Annotated in this window: 14 protein-coding genes; 11 read left to right on the forward strand and 3 right to left on the reverse strand. The window is 74.0% G+C overall.

The features are described from left to right. The first annotated feature begins 276 nt into the window (after positions 1–276). On the forward strand, positions 277–462 hold the full coding sequence (locus IE237_RS24835; protein ID WP_189804332.1) for a hypothetical protein: 186 nt from the start codon (positions 277–279) through the stop codon (positions 460–462). Here the strand turns inward: IE237_RS24835 and IE237_RS24840 are convergent. Together IE237_RS24840 and IE237_RS24845 are read right to left on the reverse strand one after the other, a co-directional pair. Further along, a complete protein-coding gene (locus IE237_RS24840; RefSeq protein WP_189804333.1) occupies positions 425–1,597 on the reverse strand; it encodes an acyl-CoA dehydrogenase family protein in 1,173 nt (390 codons plus the stop codon). The genes IE237_RS24835 and IE237_RS24840 overlap by 38 nt on opposite strands. A 121-nt stretch (positions 1,598–1,718) precedes the next feature. After that, complete coding sequence (locus tag IE237_RS24845) at positions 1,719–1,865, reverse strand: SCO1431 family membrane protein (protein WP_189804334.1); 147 nt, start codon at positions 1,863–1,865, stop codon at positions 1,719–1,721. Between the two features lie 533 nt (positions 1,866–2,398). Here IE237_RS24845 and IE237_RS24850 point away from each other — a divergent pair. The 9 genes from IE237_RS24850 (at position 2,399) to IE237_RS24890 (ending at position 14,088) form a co-directional block, all read left to right on the forward strand. Continuing rightward, positions 2,399–3,358, forward strand: coding sequence for a S8 family serine peptidase (locus IE237_RS24850; protein ID WP_189804335.1), 960 nt, complete (start codon positions 2,399–2,401; stop codon positions 3,356–3,358). Continuing rightward, the gene (locus tag IE237_RS24855; RefSeq protein ID WP_189804336.1) at positions 3,339–3,971 is read left to right on the forward strand and encodes a GAF domain-containing protein; all 633 of its coding nucleotides are present in this window, start codon (positions 3,339–3,341) and stop codon (positions 3,969–3,971) included. The genes IE237_RS24850 and IE237_RS24855 overlap by 20 nt, the downstream gene beginning before the upstream one ends. 4 nt (positions 3,972–3,975) lie before the next feature. Beyond that, entirely contained in the window at positions 3,976–5,073 is a 1,098-nt protein-coding gene (locus IE237_RS24860; protein ID WP_189804337.1) for a radical SAM/SPASM domain-containing protein, read from the forward strand. Next, positions 5,051–6,082 carry a radical SAM family protein gene (locus IE237_RS24865; protein ID WP_189804338.1) on the forward strand — a complete coding sequence of 344 codons (1,032 nt, stop codon included), beginning with the start codon at positions 5,051–5,053 and terminating at the stop codon, positions 6,080–6,082. Before IE237_RS24860 ends, IE237_RS24865 begins: the two co-directional genes overlap by 23 nt. 2 nt (positions 6,083–6,084) lie before the next feature. Next, positions 6,085–6,783 (forward strand): iron-containing redox enzyme family protein, encoded by a 699-nt coding sequence (locus IE237_RS24870; RefSeq protein ID WP_229842873.1) that lies wholly within the window; start codon positions 6,085–6,087, stop codon positions 6,781–6,783. Continuing rightward, positions 6,780–8,345, forward strand: a complete 1,566-nt coding sequence (locus IE237_RS24875; protein WP_189804339.1) for an MFS transporter — start codon at positions 6,780–6,782, stop codon at positions 8,343–8,345. Before IE237_RS24870 ends, IE237_RS24875 begins: the two co-directional genes overlap by 4 nt. 127 nt (positions 8,346–8,472) lie before the next feature. After that, complete coding sequence (locus IE237_RS24880; protein ID WP_189804340.1) at positions 8,473–11,592, forward strand: adenylate/guanylate cyclase domain-containing protein; 3,120 nt, start codon at positions 8,473–8,475, stop codon at positions 11,590–11,592. Between the two features lie 64 nt (positions 11,593–11,656). Beyond that, positions 11,657–13,330, forward strand: coding sequence for a B12-binding domain-containing radical SAM protein (locus tag IE237_RS24885; RefSeq protein WP_189804341.1), 1,674 nt, complete (start codon positions 11,657–11,659; stop codon positions 13,328–13,330). Between the two features lie 71 nt (positions 13,331–13,401). Further along, the gene (locus IE237_RS24890) at positions 13,402–14,088 is read left to right on the forward strand and encodes a 2OG-Fe(II) oxygenase (protein WP_189804342.1); all 687 of its coding nucleotides are present in this window, start codon (positions 13,402–13,404) and stop codon (positions 14,086–14,088) included. A 62-nt stretch (positions 14,089–14,150) separates the two neighbouring features. On the opposite strand, the gene IE237_RS24895 is transcribed toward IE237_RS24890, so the two are convergent. Then, entirely contained in the window at positions 14,151–14,627 is a 477-nt protein-coding gene (locus IE237_RS24895) for a helix-turn-helix domain-containing protein (RefSeq protein ID WP_189804343.1), read from the reverse strand. A 284-nt stretch (positions 14,628–14,911) separates the two neighbouring features. Here IE237_RS24895 and IE237_RS24900 point away from each other — a divergent pair, with 284 nt between their 5' ends. Continuing rightward, positions 14,912–17,224 (forward strand): LuxR C-terminal-related transcriptional regulator, encoded by a 2,313-nt coding sequence (locus IE237_RS24900; RefSeq protein ID WP_189804344.1) that lies wholly within the window; start codon positions 14,912–14,914, stop codon positions 17,222–17,224. The last annotated feature ends 20 nt before the right edge of the window (positions 17,225–17,244 follow it).

The raw sequence follows: 17,244 nt of genomic DNA on the forward strand, positions 1-17,244 counted from the left end.
GCCGTGCAGCGGGTACCGGGCGAACTGCCGCTCGAATCCCCTCGGCGGTGACCCCGGCCGCCGGGGCGCGTTGGTCCGGGCATGACCACGCTGTACAGCACTCCCAGCGGTTACGGTCGGCACCGGCAGGCCGAACCGCGCGGTGAAGAATCGGTTCCTCAGTCGACGGTGACGGCGCCCGCACCGGCACCTCCACCTGCGCCCGCGCCGCCCCCCGTCCCTGTACCCGCGCCCGTCCCGGTCCCGGTACCGGCGCAGGGCCCGGCACAGGTGCGGGTGAAGCCCCCCGCCCCCGCCGACCCGCCCATCTACCGGGACGTGCTCTCCCTGTGGGCCAGCCAGGGCCGCACCCTGCCCGGCCACCGCGACCAGGAGTGGACCCGGCTCGCCGCGGGGCCGGTCTGGGCGGACCGCACCGTGCGCGTCAGCGGGACTCTGGTCCGACCAGGTGACGTGCGATGACCACGCGCTGGATCTGATTGGTCCCCTCGACGATCTGGAGCATCTTCGCCTCGCGCAGATACCGCTCCACGGGGAAGTCCGCCGTGTAGCCGTAGCCGCCGAGCACCTGCACCGCGTCCGTCGTGACCTGCATCGCGGCGTCCGTGCAGAAGAGCTTGGCCATCGCCGCGCACCGGCCGAAGGCCCGTCCCTCGTCCCGGAGCCGCGCCGCCTCCAGGTACAGGGCCCGGCCCGCCTCGACCCGGGTCGCCATGTCGGCGAGCAGGAAGCGCAGCCCCTGGAAGTCGGCGATCGGCCGGCCGAACTGACGGCGCTCCTTCGCGTACGCGACGGCCTCCTCCAGGGCCGCCTGGGCCAGGCCCACGGCGCAGGCGGCGATGCCGAGCCGCCCCGAGTCCAGGGCGTCGAGCGCGATCGAGAAGCCCTGCCCCTCCCCGCCGAGACGCCGGTCGTCACCGACCCGCACCCCGTCGAAGTGGAGCTGCGCGGTGGGGGACCCCTTCATGCCCATCTTCCGCTCGGGAGGGGCCGCGCTCAGCCCCGGCGCGTCCCCCGGCACGAGGAAGGCGGTGATGCCGCGCGCCCCCGGGCCGCCGGTGCGGGCCATGACCGTGCAGAAGTCGGCGATCCCGCCGTGGGTGATCCAGGCCTTCGTCCCGTCGATCACCCAGTCGTCGCCCTCCCGGACCGCGCGGGTCCGCAGGGCCGCCGCGTCCGATCCGGCGGAGGGTTCGGAGAGGCAGTACGCGCCGAGGAGTCCGCCCCCCAGCATCGCGGGCAGGTGCGCGGCCCGCTGCTCCTCGGTGCCGAAGCCCGCGAGCGCGTGGCAGGACAGGGTGTGGACGCTCACCCCCAGCCCGACGGTGAGCCGGGCGGCGGCGAGCTCCTCCAGGACCTGGAGGTAGACCTCGTACGGCTGGCCGCCCCCGCCGTGTCCGGGGTCGTACGGCAGTCCGAGCAGCCCGGAGCGGGAGAGCAGCGCGAACAGCTCGCGGGGGAAGCGGCCGGCGGCCTCCTCCTCCGCGGCGCGCGGGGCGATCTCCCGGCGGGCGATGTCACGCACCAGGGAGAGCAGTTCCCGGGCCTCGTCGGTGGGCAGCCGGCGTTCCACGCCGTCCGCGGTGCTGTCGGCCATGACCGGACGCTCCTCCCTGCCGGGCGCGCGCGGGGCGCGGCGACCGGGGGGAGTATGCCCGTTCCGTACCGGGGGATCACGCGGCCGGGAGGGATCCACACGGTTGCCGGTCGGTCTCAGGTCACATCAGGCCGGCCCGGGTGACGAGGACGGCGAGCAGGACGACCAGGGTCCAGCCGAGGACGTGCTCCAGGAGCTTGGGGCCGTCGTCGCGGGGTCCGCCGGTCCGTGCGCGGGTGAGGAGGCGGGCGTGGGTGGTGGAGGTCATGGCGACCACCTTGCGCCACGGGGGCGGCCCCGGGGTAGAGACGTCGGTCACGTCGCCCCGGGTCCGCCCCGCCGCATCGGACGACGCCGAGGGCCTCCGGGGCCTTGCGCCGGGCGGGTGAGGGCCGGTCGGGGGAAGGAGGGACCGCGGCCCCCACCTGTGCCGGACACCACTCCGCCGCTCGCGTCGTACCGCTCGGTACGGAACCAGAGGTTCTCCACAGGAGAGGGCGCCCCTCGCGGGACGGAGTCTCCCCCCCTCTCCCCACGCAAGCCGGCCGCCGACGCAGAGAACTGTCAGTTTCCGCGCCGCGAGGGGCAGGACCGGCCGGAAAGCACCCCAGACAACTGGGATGTCCGAGGGCCTGGGAGCTCGGACAGAATCGGTCCGCGGGCGCCGCTCAGCTGTTCGACGGCGGGACGGTCCGGCACGTCCGACGGTTCGGTATCCCGCCCAGCGCGAGAGCCACGAGTGACCGGAAGGCTCCATTGACCACTACAGCGTTTCGTCGGGCAACCATCCGATTCGCCCACATGAATGCCGGGGAGCTCGTCGACCGGTCATCGGTCGCGGCCTCCACGGCGGTGGACCGGGAATGGGCCTGGGGCGGGTCGCGCGGTGCGGGAATCCGGGTCTGCGTCATCGACAGCGGAGTCACGCCGGACCATCCCGAGATCGGGCCCCTGGAGGGGTCGTACGCGGTGGAACGCGTCGAGCAGGACGCCGAGGGGGACGGTCGGCCGGGCTACCGGATCGTCCCGGACGACGAGGGCGACGCCGCCGGCCACGGCACCGCGTGCGCGGCGATCATCCGGCGGATCGCGCCGGACGTGAGCCTGACCAGCGTACGCATCCTGGGTCCGCGGCTCGCGGGCGACGGCAACATGCTGCTGGCCGCCCTGCGCTGGGCGGTGGCGGAGCGCTTCCACGTCGTCAACCTCAGCCTCTCCTCACGCAAGGGCGACTTCAAGGCCTCGCTGCACGACATCGCGGACGAGGCGTACTTCAACCGGGTGGCGATCGTGGCCTCGGCGCACAACAGCCCGGTCCGCAGCTATCCCTGGATCTTCCCCTCGGTGATCTCCGTCGGGTCGCACGAGATCGCCGACGCCGAGCGCATCGAGGTCAGTCCGCAGCCCCCGGTCGAATTCTTCGCGGCCGGCGTCGGGATCGAGGTCCCCTGGACGGGCGGCGGCCGTTCGTACCTCTCCGGGAACAGCTTCGCGACGCCCCATGTCAGCGGATTCGTGGCCCGCATCCTCGGAAAGCATCCGCATCTTCCGGTGAGCGAGGTCAAGCACGTCCTCGCCTCCCTCTCGGACAACTTCACCGACGCGTCCGGCCCGGCCCGCGCCCCCACCCCTGCCACCGCTTCCGCCGTACCGGACCCGCCCGGTGAACCCGCCCGGTCCGACGTCTCCGCCATACCTGTCTCAGCCACCCCGTCCACCCCGTCCGCCGAAGGAGCCGGCCATGACGAATCCGGCGCATGACGCCCCACTCAGCGGCTCTCCGCTGTCCCGGCGCGACGAGGTGTTGCGCTCGACCGTACGGCTGGCCCGGCTTGTCTTCGGCGCTCCCGCCTCATCGGTCTTCCTGCACGACGCGGCGGGCGAGGCACTCGTCCTGGAGGCGATCTCCGACCCCCGGGAGGACAGCCTGGTCGGCTGGACCATCCCCGACTACAGCGGCATAGCCGGATGGGTCTTCCAGAGCGGGGAGGCGGTGATCGCCGACAACCTCGACAACCACCCGCAGTTCAACCGGGACTTCGCGGCCTCCACCGGCCGGATACCGAAGGCCATCATCGCCGCGCCGCTGGACACCGACGGGTCCGTCTTCGGCGTACTGGAGGTGCTCGACCCGGTGCTGGGCCCGCGCAGCGCGACCTCCGGCCTGGAGCTGGTCTCGGAGCTGGCGCGCCAGTGCGCGGCGGCCCTGGCGCTGGCGGGCCCGCGGCCCGGCCCCGCCGGACGGCACGCGGCGGCCGCCGAACGGCTGACCACCCTGGTGGCCGACCTGGCCAGCACCGACGACCCGAATGCCGCGCGGACGCTCGCCTCGCTCGAGGAGATCGCCAGCGCCCTGACATCGAGAAGGGGGTGAGCCCGTGCACCTGCTGGAAATCGGCGCCATCCGCAACAAGCCCGCCGCCGGCCTCTATCTGGCCCTGACCCGCCGCTGCCCGCTGTCGTGCGCCCACTGCTCCACCGACTCCTCCAGTACCAGCGAACAGCATCCCGAGACGCCGTTCCGCCGGCTCGTGGAGTCCTTCGACCACGAGACCCGGCCGGACCTGCTGCTGATGTCCGGCGGTGAGGCGCTGCTGCGGCCCGCGCTCGTCGCCGACCTCGCGCGCACCGCCCGGTCCGCGGGCTCCCGTTCGTACGTGCTGTCGGGCATGTGGTTCGCCCGGGAGAACCGGCGGCTGCCCGCCCCGGTGTCCGCGGCGATCCGCGAGGTGGACCACTTCGCGGCCAGCCTCGACGAGTTCCACGAGCGCGAGGTGGGCCGGGCCGACGTCTTCCGGGCGATGCACCGCATCCGCGAGCTGGTGCCGCAGGTGAGCTTCCAGCTCACCGGGCGGGGGGACGACGATCCCTACCTCCAGGGCCTGGTCGACGATGTGCGCCGCGAGTTCGACGACCACGTGCCCATCCTGGTGGGCACCTTGAGTCCCATCGGCCGTGGCCGCCAGCTCGGCGGGCTGACGCCCACGCCCACCTCCGGCGTCCCGGTCGCGCCCGTCGACCCGTGCGACCGGATCACCTGGCCGCTGGTCACCTACGACGGCACCGTCTACGCCTGCTGCAACCAGGACCTGGTGGAGCGGCGCGTGCCGGAGCACCTGATCCTCGGCCACGCGTCCCACCAGTCGTGGCCCGAACTGCGCGAGAAGTTCCTGCAGCGGGAGCTGTACCGGGCGCTGCGCGTGCTCGGACCCAGCTTCGTGGCCTCCCGGTTCTCGGACGGACCGTGCGACAAGGGCATGTGCGGCAACTGCGTCGCGCTGTCCGGCGACGCCGAAGCCGAGCGGCAGGTGACGGAGTACCTGCGCAGCGACTCCGGGCGGCAGGTGGAGGCCGCCGCCCGCCGCATGGTCGAGCAGGTGGACGGGACCGCCTTCTCGGAACGCCGCTCCGGCCGCTACGGCGGCCTGGTGTCCCTGGGATGGGAGGCGGACCGTGAACAGTCCTGCACGCGCTGACACCGACGCGGTCCGCACCCGCCCCACGCTGGCGGACACCGAGGCGATGCGCCGGCGTCGCGGCGAGTCGGTCCTGCTGTACATCACCGACCAGTGCCCGGTCGGCTGTGCGCACTGCTCGGTGGACGCCCGCGCGGACGGCGGCAGGGTCGCCGACTGGGAGGTGTTCCACGACGTCGTCGCCGGCATCGTCGCGCTGCCCGGCCTGCGGTCGGTGGCGGTCTCCGGCGGCGAGCCCTTCGCCGAGCAGCGGGCGCTGCCGTACGCGATCGGGGCGTTCGCCGACGCCGGTCTGGAGACCATCGTCTTCACCAGCGGGTACTGGGCGCGCGAGAGCGGCTCCGCGCCCGGCTGGGTGCGGCGGCTGCTGCCGCGGATCTCCACGCTCTTCCTGAGCACGGACGGCTTCCACCAGGGCGGTGTGTCGAGCCGGCGCTTCGTCGGCGCGCTGCGCGCGGCCCACCGGGCGGGCTGCCGCATCGTCGTCCAGGAACTGGACACGGGCGACGGCGCCCGGGTGGCCGAGGGGCTGCTGTCGGAGGCGCTCGGCCCGCGGTGGGCCGACGAGGCGGAGACCAAGCTGATCACCCCCCTGCGGTACGGGCGGGGCTCGGGGGTCTTCGCCCTCCAGAGCCGGCACGAGGTGGGGACGTTGGCGTCGTGCACCCTGCTCGGCTCGCCCACGGTGCGCTACGACGGGGTGGTGATCCCCTGCTGCAACGAGGGGCTGATCACCGGTCACGGGCCGTCCGCGCTGCGTGCCCCGGTCCGGCGGCCCGAGGGCGTGGCGCAGGCGCTGACCGGGTTCCGGGACGATCCGCTGCTGAAGGTGATGGGGCGCCTCGGCCCGGGGGCGGTGGCCGACCTGCCCGGCTTCGAGGCCCTGCGCGAGGAACGCTTCGAGAACGTCTGCGGCGGTTGCTGGAAGGCGTACGACATCGCCGGCCGCCCGGGGAGGGCCGCGGACTCCGTGAGAGCACTGGGCGTGGCCCTGAGGGAAGGCGGTTGACGGTGGAGGAGCAGACGAGGTCGCGGGCGCTGCGCCGCAAGATCGGGCTGCTGATGCCGGCGGTGGACGCCGCGTCCCGGCAGATGTGGACCCATCCGCACAGCGACCAGGTGTACCTGGAGTGGCTCAGGACGCTGCACGGGACGATCCGGGCCACGGTGCCGCTGATGCTGGCGGCCGTCGAGCAGTGCACGGCCCGTCAGGGCGACCCGGTGGCCGATCTGGTGGGCCGCTACCTGGCCAAGCACATCCGTGAGGAGTACGGGCACGACCAGTGGGTGGCCGAGGACTACGCGGTGGCCGGGGGTGATCCCGAGACGCTGCGCACGACGCTGCCGGGGGCGGCCATCGCCTCGCTGGTCGGCTCGCAGTACTACTGGCTGCGCCATGTGCATCCGGTGGCACTCGTGGGGCACATCGCGGTGCTGGAGGGCAACCCGCCCGGTCCCGGTCTTGCCGGTGACCTGGCGGCCCGGACCGGGCTGCCGGAGGCGTCGTTCCGCACCATCGCCCGGCACGCCCAGCTGGACGTGCAGCACCGCGACGACGTGCACCGGCTGATCGACCGGCTGCCGCTCGACCCGGCGCAGGAGGAACTGCTCGGTGTGAGCGCGCTGCACTCCATGAGGGGGCTGATCGAGGTGATGGAGGACGTCCTCGGCCGGGTCCACCGGCGCTCCCCGGTGGCCCTCGCCGGATGAGCCGCGCGCGGGTTCCGGGCCCGCTGGCGGGCCGCGACTTCCGGCTGCTGTACACCAGCACGGTGGTCTCCGGTCTGGGCGACTGGCTGGACCAGGTGGCCCTGCTGGTGCTGGTCACCACGGTCTGGCACGGCGGCGCGGGCGATCTGGCGCTGGTGGTGGCCGCGAGCATGCTGCCGCTGCTGGCGACCCCGTTCCTGGCCGTGCTGGTGGACCGCCGGCCGTCGCGCCGGGTGCTGATCCTCACCGACCTCGTGCAGGCGGGGCTCACCCTGGGCCTGGTGGTCGCCCCCGGGGTGTACTGGGCGGCCGGGCTGGTGCTGGTCCGTTCTGCGCTGGGCTCGGTCGGCGGGCTCGCGGGCCAGATCCAGCTGCGGGTCTCGGTGCCGCCCGACGGTGTCCAGGCCGCCACCGTGCTGCTCCAGACGGCGATGCAGTCGGTCAAGATCCTCGGGCCCGCGCTCGGTGGTCTGCTGATCGCCTTCATGTCGCCCCGGGCGGTGTTCGCGGCCAACGCGTGCACGTTTCTCGTCGGGGTGATCACCGCCCGTGCCCTGCGCACCACGTCGTCACCTTCCCCGAGCGCGGATCAGCACTATTTCAAAGAACTCGGGGAAGGATTCCGGCACGTTTTCGGATCGCGCCTTCTGCGTTCTCTTCTGTTCGTCATGTGCAGCCTGATGTTCGTCGTCTTCCTTTACGACTCCATGGCCGCCCTGATCGTGCCGGCACTGGGAATGGGCACGCCGTACATCGGCTACATGGTGTCCGCCGTCGGATTGGGCGGGGTCGCGGGATCGCTGCTCATGGGCCGTTTCGCAGGGCGCCTTCGGCCTTTCCTCACCATGGCGGGGTCGGTCCTCGTGATCGGCTGCATCATCGTCGTCATCGGATTCACCATCGTCCGCGACATACGCATTGACTCCGCCATATGGCTGTGTGTAATTTTCCTTCTGGGAATCGCAAGCGCCGGAATTCTCGTCACTTTTCCGAGCGTCGTACATTCCGAGACGCCGGTCGAACTGACCGGCCGGGTGTGGGCGCTCATGAATTCCGTGCCGGCCGTTCTGAACGTACTGGCCCCCATGACGGCGGCGGCCCTGGTCGCGTGGATCGGGCTCGGAAGCCTGCTGCTGCTGGCGGGTGCCGCCCTGCTGCTCACCGCCGTCGCGGTCGCCGCCCGCCTCGGCCGCGTACCGCCCACCGCTCCGCCGCCCACCGCCGCGCCGTCCGGCGCGGACGACGGTGCCGGCCGGGCCGAGGAGCCGGCTCCCGGCCCTGCCCCCCTGAACTCCGGTGCGCCGCACCGGGAAACCAGAGCCCCGTGCGTGAAACGCGCGGGCTCGTCAACCGAGGAGATCACCATGGCAGACAAGATCGACAAGCTGGCCGAAGCCGGTTTCTCCCTGACCGACGCCAACGACGCCCAGCAGGCGGTGCTCAAGTCCCTCACCGAGGACGAGGTCAACGTCCTGCTGAGCGTCAAGTCCCGCATCGAGGCCGCGGGTTCGGACGTGGAGGGCCATTCGCTCTCCGACCCCAGCGGCGGCTACCTCTGGTAGTGCCGGCCCTCGTCAGGGGATCGGCCCCGGACCGGTGACGTCTGGGCCGTAGCACAGACCGGGTGGTTCACGACGGGGCAAACGTCGTGAACCACCCGCTTGCCGCTCAGTGAACGGGGAGGACAGTATGACCAAGCCCACCGGTCCCATCGCAACCACCGCGAGCCGATGCACCGGCTGCGGTGTGGACAACCCGTCGGCGGCCCGCTTCTGCATGGCCTGCGGGGCGGAGATCGGCCTGCCCGCCACTCCCGCCAGCGGCCTGCGCTTCGTCTCCGTCGTCTTCTGCGACGTGGTCGGCTCCACCGGGCTGGCCACCTCCCTCGAACCCGACCGGTGGGCGGCCGTCCTGGACGGCTACTTCACCCTGGTCGGCTCGCTGGTGGAGGGGTACGGCGGCAAGGTGGAGAAGTTCATCGGCGACGCGGTCGTCGCCGTGTTCGGCGTCGAGGGGCACGGCGAGTCGGCCGCCGCCACCGCCGTCTCCGCCGCCACCGCCATCGCGCACCGCACCGGCGAGTACGCGCGGGGCCTGGGCGATCTCCTGCTGGGCGACTTCCCGGTACGGTGCGCGGTCGCCTCCGGTCACGTCGCGGTCAGCGGGCGGACGTCGAGCTTCGTCATCGGCTCGGTGCTCAACCGGGCGGCCCGGCTCCAGGCACACGCCCCCGACGACGGGGTGATCGTGGACCTGGCCACCCGGCTCCAGCTGCAGGACCACTTCCCGCTGCAAGCGATCGAACCGATCGCCGCCAAGGGCTTCGCCCGGCCCGTCCCGGCCTGGATCGTCGGGCCGGCCGACACCCAGGCCCCCGGCACGGGCACCGTCGGAAGGACCGGCCTGGTCGGCGAACTGGCCGCCCGCATCGGCGCGGCCGCCACGGCCGGCGGCCCGACCCTGATCCTGGTCGGGGGCCCCTCCGGGGTGGGCAAGTCCCGGCTGGTCACCGAGGCGCTCGACCACTGCACCGGCCTGGCCACAGCCATCCTGCGCTGCCCGCCCGCCGGGACCGGACTCGACCTGCTGGCCTGCTGTCTGTTCCTGGAGGAGATCGAGAACGCCGCACGGCAGGGCCACGACAGGGTGGACGTGACGGTGCAGCTGACCGGCGCCTCCACCCGCGCCGAGCAGGCCCTGGCCCAGGACCGCGGCGAGCTGGGCCGTGCGCTGACCGCTGCACTGGACCGCCTGCGGGGCGCGCGGCCCCTGCTTCTGGTGGTCGAGCACAGCGAGTGGACCCCGGGGGCGCTGGCCGACCTGCTCGACGAGCTGACCGCCGCACCGGGGCGGCCGGTCGTGGTGCTGCTGGTCGGGGTCTCGGCCCCCGAGGCGCTGGCCGGCCGCGGGGACCACCGGCTCACCGTGCCGCCACTCGAACGGCCCGACGCGCGGCGGCTGGCCCACCGGCTGCTCACCGCCCAGCACGACCCGACCGCCGCCGACCGCTCCCGGTCCGCCGGCACCGGGGCCCCTGGACAGGACCCGGCCCCTGCCGCCGTCCCCGCCCCCGACTCCGCCGCCGAGGAGATCGCCTCACGGGCCGGCGGCATCCCCCGGTACATCGAGCAGATGGTCGTCCTGAGCCGCTTCGCCGAGCCCGGCGACGACTGGGCGCCACCCAGCGCGCATGCCGCGCTCGGTGCCCGGCTGGACCGGCTGGACGCCGACTCACGGGAACTCCTGGTGCTGCTCGCCGCCGCCGGCCGGGACCTGTCCCTGGAAGACCTCGGGGCCCTGATGGACCCCGACCGGGTCGCCGCCGCCGCGGCCTGCCTCCTCGAAGCCGGTCTCGTGGAGTCCGCCGACGCCCACAAGGGCCGCCTGGCCCCCGCCTTCCCGGTCGTGGCCGAGGTGGCACTGCGGCGGCTGACGCTCTCCGAGACCGCCGACGTGCACGCCAGGCTCGCGCGCTCCCTGGAACCGGTGGCCGAACGGCGCCCCGCTGTCGCCGAGCTGCTGGCCGGGCACTGGGAGGCGGCGCACACCGCGTTGCGCGGGGTGGAGCCCGGCTCCGACCGAACGGCCCGGGCCGCCGAGTCCGCCGTGACCGCGTTCGGCGTCGCCGCCCGCTTCGTCCTCTCCCGCGGGCGACCGGAACGGGTGCCGACGCTCACCGGACGCGCCCGCGCACTGGCGGAGGCGGACGACGCGCAGGGCCACGACCTGGATGTCCTGGAGGCGTACGCCCTCGGCACGCAGGGAATGCCGCAGGCCGCCCTCGAACGCGTCGAGCGCGTACTGTCGGCCCCGGGCCGGGCCGCCCCGGCCGCCCGCATCCACGCCCGCCTCAACGCGCTGTACTCCCGCACCTATCTGACCGGCGACGCACCCGCCGTACCGGACGATCCGCACTACCTCGCCGCGGTCGCCTCCCCGGAGCCCGAGGCCCGGGTCGGCGCACACCTGTACGCCGGGCTCCAGTCCCTGCGGGCGGGCGACCACCCCGCCGCCGAGCGGGCGCTGCGCTCCGCGCTGCGCTCGGCCGACGGCGCCGGCACCTGCCTGGGCCTGACCGAGGTCTACGCCAACCTGGCGATGGCCCTGGTCAACGGCGACACCCCGGTCCCCGCCGCACTCGCCGACTGCGAGCGGCTGCATCAGGAGGTCGCCGGTTCCCGGCTGCTGAGCTCGGCCACCGGCGTCGCGCTGGCGCTGGTGCGCCACATGTCCGGCGACCGGGCGGCGGCCGACTCCGCGATGGACGAGGCCGAGGACGTGCTGCGCGATCTGGGCCAGGGCACCGGGGCCGCGACCATCGCGGGCTGGCGTGCCGTCCTGGCGGCCCGGTCCGGCGACTGGGGCGCCGCGGCCGACTGGTGGACCGCCCAGGGCGATCGCTGCGCCGCCCTCGGCATGGCCCGACAGGCGTCGCTGTCCCGCCTCCAGGCCGAGCTGGCCCGGGAGGCGTCCGGTGACGGACGGTCCGGCGGCACGCGGGGCGGGCCCGCGCTCGACGAGGTGGCCGTTCCGCCCCCCGAGGCCTGGGCGGAGTACACCGTCGCCCTGCAGGCCCGCGCCGTACGGGCCCTGCGGGCCGGCGAACCGGAACCGGCCGCGACGCACCTGGACGCCGTGGTCCGCCATCTGCGCACGGTGCGCGGTAGCGGCGCGGTCATCACCCCGCTGCTGTTCAGCGCCGTCCTCGCCCGCCGTACCGGCCTCCCGGTGGCCGGACGGGCGGTGACCGCGCTCCAGCGGGCGATCGACGCCAAACAGGACCTGGGCGTCCGCGCCCCGCAGGCATAGCCGTGCGCACCGCCCCACCGCACGACCCGTCCCCCGCGAGGGAACTCCGAGAAAGCAGCCGCCCGTGCGTGTCCTCCTGCTCTACGCCAACCCCCACCAGGTCCTGCCGGTCGGCCCGTACGGACTGGAGATCCTGCGGGCCGCGGTCACCGAAAGCGGACTGCCCGTCGAGGTGTCCGTGTGCAACCCGTTCCTCGAATCGCTCGACCACACCGGCCTGTTGACCGAGGTGCTCGACCGGGACCGTCCCGACCTCGTCGCACTGTCGATCCGCAACATCGACAACGCCGTGGTCGCCTGCGACACGGCGGCCGGCCCGGACGGGCGGTGGATCGACGTGGTGGACTACCTGGCGCCCGTCGCCGAGCTGACCGCGACGCTGCGCGCCTGGGACCCCGGACTGCCGGTGGTGGCGGGCGGCGCGGCGTTCACCTCCTGCCCGGTGGAGGTGATGGACCGGCTCGGCCTCGACTTCGGACTCGCCGGCCCCGGTGAGGCCGCGTTCACCGCGCTGCTGGCGCGCGTGGTCGCCGACGGCGGCGGACGGGGCGTGCGGCAGGTGGTCGCCGAGACGCTGTCCACGCTCCCCGGCGGCCTGGTGCGCACCGCCGACGGAGCCCTGGGGCCCGGCCTGCGGCCGCGGCCCGACGTGGTGTCCCGGCCCACCACCGCGCTGCCGCGGATCGCACCGGAGTACGTACTGTTCGCCAAGGCCCGGGGCATCCCCACCGCGCTGCGCAGCCACGCGGGCTGCCCGCTGCGCTGCTCGTACTGCGTCGATCCGCTGAACGTCGGCCGGGTGGACGCGCGCCCCGCCCGGGCCGTCGCCGCCGAGGCGGAACACTACGTCGAGCGGTACGGGCTGACCCACTTCCATCTGGCCGCCCCCGAGGTCAACCTCCCCTACGAAGGGGCGCTGACCGAGGTGTGCGAGGCGCTGGCCGGAAGCCGCCACGGCGAAGTGATCAGCTGGCACGGCTACTTCAACGTCAGGCCGTTCTCCGAGCGGCTGATGGACGCCTTGATCCGGTCCCGCTGCGTGCGGCCGAGTTTCTCGGTGGACGCCTTCGACGACCGGATGCTGCGCGGCCACCACAAGAACTACCGGATGTCCGACGTCGAGGACACCTTCGGTCTGCTGCTGCGGCATCGGCCGGAGTGGATGGACGTCCAGATCGGGGTGCTGTTCGGTCAGCCCGGCGAGACGGCCGCCACCCTGGAGAACGCGATCCGCCACATCCGCCGACTGGCCGACCGGGGCGTGTCGGTGGGCTACTCCTGCGGGTTGCGGGTCTACCCGCACACCCCGCTGGCCCGCACCCCTCTCGACCCCCGGCACCTGTACCGGGCGGACGGACCGCTCGCCCCGGCCGGTGCCGTCGGACCCCGCGCCCTCCCCGCGGCCGACCTGCTGACACCGCTGGTGTACTGCGAGCCGATGCCGCCCCGGGAGCTGGCGGCCCACCTGGCCGACCGGCTCTCCGACTGCCCCGGAGTGACCTTCATCGACGAGGGCCCGGTGAAGGAGGCCCGGCAGCCGGACTGGCTGCGCCCCCTCAACGTGGCCACCGTGCACCTCGCGCACGGGCGTTCGGAGCCGGCGGCCGAGATGCTGCGGCTGGTGCTGAGCTCGGGCGACGCGCGGGCGGCGGGCATGACGCGGCGACTGCTCCAGGAGGCGGCCGCACGGCCACCCGTACCGGTGGGCACCGGGGGCCTCCGGACCGCCCTCGCCTGACCGGGCCCGCCCGCCCCCACACCCCGCCCCTCCCCCTGCCGTACCGCCTTCCCCGTCCACGGAGGACACCCATGGAACTGACCTGGAGCACGGACGACTTCGCCGTCTTCGACGACTTCCTCGCCCCGGAGGCCGCGGCCACCCTGTGGGAGCGACTGCGCACCGAGGACTACCACTTCGTCCACGGACGCCGGGACGGGGCCTGGAACAAGGTCTACGGGCTGCTGGACGGCACTCCCCTCAGCGGGCCCGGCACGCTGAACGACCCGGAAGGCCACTTCACGGGACGCTTCGCCGACCACACTCCGCACCCGTCCGGCGGGGCGACGGACGCCGTGGCGAAGCAACTGACCGAGGAGGCGGCCCGCATCGAGCCGTGGACCGGGCGGTTCGGAACGGACTGGCACGCCTTCACCTGCCGCCCCTTCCTCTACCCGCAGGGCTCCGGACTCGCCTGGCACGACGACTCCGGCGACCGGGCCGCCTCGTTCGTGTTCTACGCGCACCCCGAGTGGCAGGCGTCCTGGGGCGCCGAACTGCTCGTCTCCAGCGGAACACCCGGGGCGCGGCCCGCCGACCAGAACGCCCATCTCACCTCACGGGTCGGACACTACGTCGCCCCGCACCCCAACCGGCTGGTCGTCCTGCGGTCCGGCGTACCGCACATGATCAAGAAGGTGGAGCCGCACGCCGGGGACCGGGTCCGGGGCTCCGTCGCCGGCTTCTTCCTGCGCCGCCCCGCCGCTCGGCCGCAGTGACCCGGCCGCCCCGGCACCCGGCCGCCGCCCGGACGGGCCGTCCCGCACGGTGCGGTCGGCCCTCAGACCTGGTCGTCGCGGGGTTCCGCCGCGGGCGGGGCCTCCTCCGCCCCGCGGGCACGCCGGGCGGCCGCCTCACGGACGGCGATCACGTCGATGAGGTCGCTGACGGTGCCGAGCGCCTCGGAGGAGAGCCCCACCGCACGCAGGGCCACGCTGCGCACCCCGGCGTCCCGCAGGGCGCCGAGGAGTTCGAGCTCCGCGGCGATCTTCGCACCGTGCTCGTCGTCGAAGAAGTAGGAGACCGGGACCTCGAAGTGGTCGGCCAGGGCCTCCAGATGGCGCTTGGTCGGGTTGTTCCTCCGCCCCGTGCGCAACTGCCACAGGTACGTGGTCGAGAAGGACACCCCCGTGGCCTCCCGGCACGCGGCGGCGACCTCCTCATTGCTGAACGGCAGGCCGTCGGGCCTGCGGGCGAGTCGGAAGAGTCCGTCGATCTTCCGGCTCAGCGACGACGGCTCGGGCTCCGCTTCGGCCACTGCCTACTCCCTTCGGCCGCCGCCCTCCAGTACGCCTACCCCCACAGGCGCAAGCAAATCCGTTGATTTTCACTGTAGTTGACACCCCCGAAGTCGACAGCCATGCTGAAACGGCAAACGGATATGAAAACTGCGAAATGGTTGTTCATCTCAGCTGAAACGCCTGGCTGTCCCCACCCGCCTGGGTCCACCCCCCGGAGCCGTCCTTGACGATCCCCGCGCCCTCATCTGTGACGAACGCCCGCCCGTCCGCTGCACGCCCACCCACCGCGTTCCCCGCCGACATGGTCGGACGGGACGCCGAGATCGCCGCGCTGTCGGCGCTGCTGACGGATCCGTCGACCCCCGGAGTGCTGCTGACCGGCGTCCCCGGGGCGGGCAAGACACGGCTCGCGGCCGAGGCGGCGGCGGCGTACCGCGCGTCGACCGGCGCCACCACCGTGCGCCTGGACACCGCGGAGGAGCCGTACGAGGACAGCGCGCTCGACCTCCTCGCCGGCCTCACCGCCGGCCGGGACGCGGGAGGGGCCCGGCCGCTCCTGCTCGTCGACGACCTCGACCGCTCGGACCACCACCGGCTGCTGCGGGCCTGCGCGGTCGCGTCCGTCGTGGTCCTCGGCACGGCCCGCCAGCCCCCCGCGGCCCACGGCCTCGTCCCCTTCCCGGTGGACCCGCTGCCCGTGCCGCTCGACTGCTCGGCGCTGGATCTCGGCGCACTGGCGCGCGTCCCCTCGGTGCAGGTCTACCTCGCCTGCCTGCGCACGATCAATCCCGCGTTCTCCCTCCAGCTGCACAATCAGCAGGTCATCGCCCGGACCTGCGTCGAGGTGGGCGGCAACCCCGGGGCGCTCTGCCGCACCGCGCGGGTCGCCGCACTGGAGAGCCCCGAGGTGGCGTGGGCCTCGCTCGGCGACCGGACCGTCCCGTACCCGGTCCACGCCGAGGACGGCGCACCCTGCGCGGCGCCCGGTGACGATCCGCCCGGCGCCCCTCCCCGGGACGCCGACGGGACGCCGGGCCGGCTGCTGGCCCACTGCCAGGTGTTCAGCGGCGGCTTCGGCCCCGAGGCGCTGCGCCACATCACGGCCGTCGCGCCTGAGGAGTTCTCCTCGGCGCTGGAGACCCTGCTGCGCGGCCATCTGCTCACCGCCTCCACCCTGCCGTCCGGCCGGCTGGACGGCACGGCCCGGTTCCGGCTCCGGCTGCCGCCGGACGGACCCGCGCACCGTCTCCCCCCGCCCGAGGACACCGCGGCCCGGCTGGCGCACGCCCGCTACTACGCGGCCCTGGCCCGCGCCGCCGCCGACCGGATCGTCTCGGGGCACCAGCACTCGGGCCTGACCGCCTTCTGGAGCGAGGAACGCAACCTCCGTACGGCACTGGAGACGCTGCTCCGCCACGGGCGCACCGGCGAGGCGCTCGACCTCGTCGACGGCATCCGCGTCTACTGGCGGGCAACGGGCGGCTGGAGCACCTGGGCCGAAGGGCGCCCCCGCCCCGACCCGTCGTGCACCGCGACCGGCCACCGCGACCGGATCCGCGTCGACCTCCTGCTCGGCGAGGCGGGCATCCTGGCGGGCCAGCCCGAGGCCGCCACGGACCTGCTGGACCGGATCACGGCGGATGCCGCCCACGACGCGGGGCTGTCCGCGCGGGTGACGCGCCTGCGAGCCCTGTGCGTCCTGGCCGCCGACCCCTGCCGCGGCGCTGCCCTGCTCCATGAGGCGGCCGACCGGTACCGGTCCGACGGCGACCGCCACGAGGCCCGCTACGTGTCACTGGAGGCCGCACTCGCGGGCTTCCGTCTCGGGGACACGGCGGCCGCGGCGGCCACCGCACTGGAGGTGCTGGCCGCGGCCCAGCAAGGACGCGACACGCTCGCCGCCGGTGCCGCCCTGCTCCACCTGGCCGTCTTCGCCGCCGCGGAGGGACGCGCGCAGGCCACGGCGCACTACTGCGAGCGTGCCCTGTCGGCCCTGCGCGTCCTGGGGCCGCCGGCCGTCCTGGGCGCCATCGCCACCACGCTGGGCAGTCCCGCCCTGCCCGACGTCGCCGAACGCGCCGTCGGCACCGCCCGCGGCCTGGGCGCCTTCCACACCTGGCGCGGCGCGTTCCCTGAGGAGGCGGGCACGCCCGACTTCGCCATGGCCCGGCTGGAGGAGCCGGTGCGGGAGCTGCTGGGCGACGCCGCCTTCTCCCGTGCCCTGGTCGAGGGTTCCAAGGTGTCGCTCCCGGACCTTCTGGCCTCCCTCGTCCCGGCCCCCGCCCCTCCCGTCGCCGCTCCCGCGGGCCCCTTATCCCCGGACACCCGCACCCGGATCGATCCACTGACGCCGCGCCAGACCGAGGTGTCGCGCCTGGTGACGGCCGGTCTGAGCAACCGGCAGATCGCCCACCGACTGGCGATCTCGGAGTGGACCGTGGTCAACCACATCAGGGACACGATGAAGAAGCTGGGCTGTTCCTCCCGAGTGGAGATAGCGAGCTGGATGCACCACTCCGGCCTGCGCCCGTCAACGGAACCGCCGCTGTTCCTCCGCACGGCCCTTCCGCCGTCCGCCCCCGCCCGGTCCGGACCGACGCTCATCCCGTCCTAGGCACTGTCGTCGACGTGACG

Origin of the sequence: Streptomyces tanashiensis, from assembly GCF_014648895.1 — a bacterium.
Classification (GTDB): Bacteria; Actinomycetota; Actinomycetes; order Streptomycetales; family Streptomycetaceae; genus Streptomyces; species Streptomyces tanashiensis.

Coding starts and splice junctions, on each gene's coding strand:
- IE237_RS24840 (WP_189804333.1), bottom strand. CDS start 1,597: ATGGCCGACAGCACCGCGGACGGCGTGGAACGCCGGCTGCCCACCGAC.
- IE237_RS24845 (WP_189804334.1), bottom strand. CDS start 1,865: ATGACCTCCACCACCCACGCCCGCCTCCTCACCCGCGCACGGACCGGC.
- IE237_RS24850 (WP_189804335.1), top strand. CDS start 2,399: ATGAATGCCGGGGAGCTCGTCGACCGGTCATCGGTCGCGGCCTCCACG.
- IE237_RS24855 (WP_189804336.1), top strand. CDS start 3,339: ATGACGAATCCGGCGCATGACGCCCCACTCAGCGGCTCTCCGCTGTCC.
- IE237_RS24875 (WP_189804339.1), top strand. CDS start 6,780: ATGAGCCGCGCGCGGGTTCCGGGCCCGCTGGCGGGCCGCGACTTCCGG.
- IE237_RS24880 (WP_189804340.1), top strand. CDS start 8,473: ATGACCAAGCCCACCGGTCCCATCGCAACCACCGCGAGCCGATGCACC.
- IE237_RS24890 (WP_189804342.1), top strand. CDS start 13,402: ATGGAACTGACCTGGAGCACGGACGACTTCGCCGTCTTCGACGACTTC.
- IE237_RS24900 (WP_189804344.1), top strand. CDS start 14,912: ATGGTCGGACGGGACGCCGAGATCGCCGCGCTGTCGGCGCTGCTGACG.